The organism is uncultured Agitococcus sp. (genome assembly GCF_937920075.1).
Classification (GTDB): domain Bacteria; phylum Pseudomonadota; class Gammaproteobacteria; order Pseudomonadales; family Moraxellaceae; genus Agitococcus.
In genome coordinates this window covers 1-2,926 of the sequence record NZ_CALETI010000259.1, presented here as the reverse complement: position 1 = coordinate 2,926, position 2,926 = coordinate 1, and the positions used below count along the sequence as shown (strand labels likewise).

The following is a 2,926-nucleotide window of genomic DNA, read 5'->3' as shown; positions in this document are numbered from 1 at the left end:
GCTTGATGCGACAGCCGCATTAACCGCAGCAGACAGAGTACAGACAGGCTTAGACAGAGTACAGACAGGCTTAGACCGTGTACAAACAGGCTTAGATGTTATTGCATCCGAAGCGGCGCGTGATGCAGCAATCGCAACTGGTAAAATATACGCGACAACAGCCGCAGGTATTGCAGCAACTACAAGTGGCCAATATTTTAATGTTGTAGCTTCAGGTACAAATGACTATGTTGATTTATACCTAAACAGCGCAGGAAGCGCGGTGTATAAAAAAACATATCCAGCTTCTAATCAAGTGGCTCAAAATACAACTGATATTACGTCACTTAAAGACTCACGCACAGCACTAGAATCATCAGCTTTAGAGATTGATAATCCAAGAAACAAATATAACCCATCCGCCAAACAAGTCGGTAAATATGTCAAAACAAATGGTTTCATTGATGTAGCAAGCGGCTGGGCTTGTACTGATTACATCCCTGTTGTGGCTGGTCAGCAATACACGATTAGTGCTAATGCCACTAAACGTGAGGGTGTGGCTTTTTATGCAACAAATTTAACAACAACACCTGTTGGGTCTTATGTTGCAGGTGGCAGTTTACCTTTGACCGTGACCGCACCAGTCGGTGCGAATTACATGGTTGTAAATGTACAATCATCTTCTATTGCAGAGCCTAGTCAAATTCAGATTGAGGCAGGCAGTAGTGCAACAGCTTTTGAGGCTTGGAGACTTCCTGCGCCTAAAGTGCCAAGAGATGGTTTAACCGCAGCAGTTAAAGCAGAGTTAGACGCTCTAGCAGGTGGAATTGCAACAGCAAATGCAACAAAAGAGTATGAAACAGTCGTTACTAGCAAAAATCTATTTAATACTGCAACTGTTAGAGCAGGCTACTATTTAAATAGCGTGACAGGCGCAGTTAATGGGGCTACTGGTTGGGGTATGTCTGCCTTTATCCCTGTAACTGCAGGGCAACAATATACAATCAGCGGTACTCGCGGCCGTAGTGGATTAGCTTTTTTTACATCTGCTAGTGACGGAGCATTGATTGTAGGTAGTTATAACGGATCAACTACATTACCGCTTACTGTAACCGCACCTGTTACAGCTACGCACATGGTTATCAATCTGTACTCAGCAGCGAGTCCAACGTATTCGCAAATACAAGTTGAGGCAGGAGCAACTGCTACAGACTATACGTCAGAATATGGCTCTAAGAAATTATTGCAAAAACCAAAAATTACTCCTGAAATCAGAGAAATGTTTGATGGTGCAAAACTCGTTTTAGACAATACATCTACAACACCAAGCTACATACAAACTAAATTATCAGGTAGTACGTCTGATGTTTTAAAAGTGTTTATCAAACCTTTTTTAACGCGAAATTTATCGACATCCGAAGTATTCAATTTTAGTGAAGAAAAATTGAATGATGTCCGCTTTAAAGATTCAGGTGATGATATTGCGCCCTATAGAGTTTTCACAGGGACAATTGGTGCTAATCATGGGTATGGTAAAACAAAATGCACTGTTACAGGCCACACAAAAACAAGTGCTGATATAGGCAGTGTGTGGACTGATGGCACTAATCAATGGGTTATTGTTGATGTTGTTACTGGTTTTATTTATGTTGCAGGTAGAACAACAGCTAACAATTTAACTACAGGTACATTGACTCATGTATCGGGTGCAACAAATACAACAAGTTTTAGCCCAAGTGCATTTGTATCTGAACAATGGTATCCAGTTATTAAAAACAGAAGATTAACTTGCTCTGTCGACAATCAGCAATTAGCAACATTGAACGGTACTTTTTATTATAGTGATAATGTAACTTTCAATGAAAGTTACGAGATTATGAATAGAAGCAGTATTGTTGAGTGGCTAATCACACAAGTTGGATTATCACCAACACCTGCACAATATGACGGAACGTCTGATTTATCTGTATCCATGTCCTATGTCTTTGATGTCGATGGTAATTGCACAATTTATCAAGATTTTTTAGCATTAAATAACGTCACGAATTTTCAAGACATTATGTTTTTGCAAGCCATCAAGTTTACGGCAGGTGTAAGTGGTGCGGTTCGATACTACATTCCAAAATCATTAACATTTACGCATGAATCAGTAACTTATGATTTTAGCACTTTGCGTGATATGACAGGTTTTAGTGTTAGCACTCGTATTAATATGACTAGCGCGAGATGTGAAGCGACAGGTCAACTATGCGATAGAATGTTGATGATGGACGATAGTGTTGTCGGTGCGTTTGGGTTCTTGCCGATTCAGTCAGCAGACCAAAGCGTTAGACGCACTAATGCAAGCAATAAAGCAATGCAGATTAGCGAAGCTGCAAAACTTTATATGTCTTGTATAGATGGTTTAAAAACAACATTAACCGCAGGTGATTATTTTAGTGCTGTTGCATATCGTAATTTCTTTAAACGCACATCAGCAAGAACAAGCTGCTATGCAGTACGTCATCCTAGTGGCACTTACTTATATATGGATTGGCATAGCGCAACAACAGATAGAGTGCCAGTGCCGACAGACATGATTGGTAAGTCATTTGCAGTTGTTGAAAAGTCTGCAAACGTAAATATTTTAAGCGGAACTGCTTTAACAAATACATTAGTTGTGCAGGTCACGTCAGCAGCAAGCTATGGTTATTTGATTATTAAGAGTAATTAAATTTATGGAAATTGTTAAGTGTCATTTGCGTGTCATTCTATAGGCACTCATAGGCACTCATACGCACACCACAAAAAAAAGCCCTAAAAAGGGCTTTGGATTATACGTCACTTTTGAGTGCGTATTGGTTTATACGTCAAAAGTGACGTAAAAAAAGACGTCAATTAGGACGTCTAAAAGTAGTTAGGTTTTAATCTATGTATCCATAAAATTTAGCCCATTCGGGGTTAGTCT

At 39.6% G+C, this 2,926-nt stretch carries 1 protein-coding gene; it reads left to right on the top strand.

The window, feature by feature from the left end; all coding sequences use genetic code 11:
* On the top strand, positions 1-2,692 hold a 2,692-nt coding region (locus Q0212_RS08945), incomplete at its 5' end, for a hypothetical protein (protein ID WP_297924662.1).
* Between the last annotated feature and the right edge of the window lie 234 nt (positions 2,693-2,926).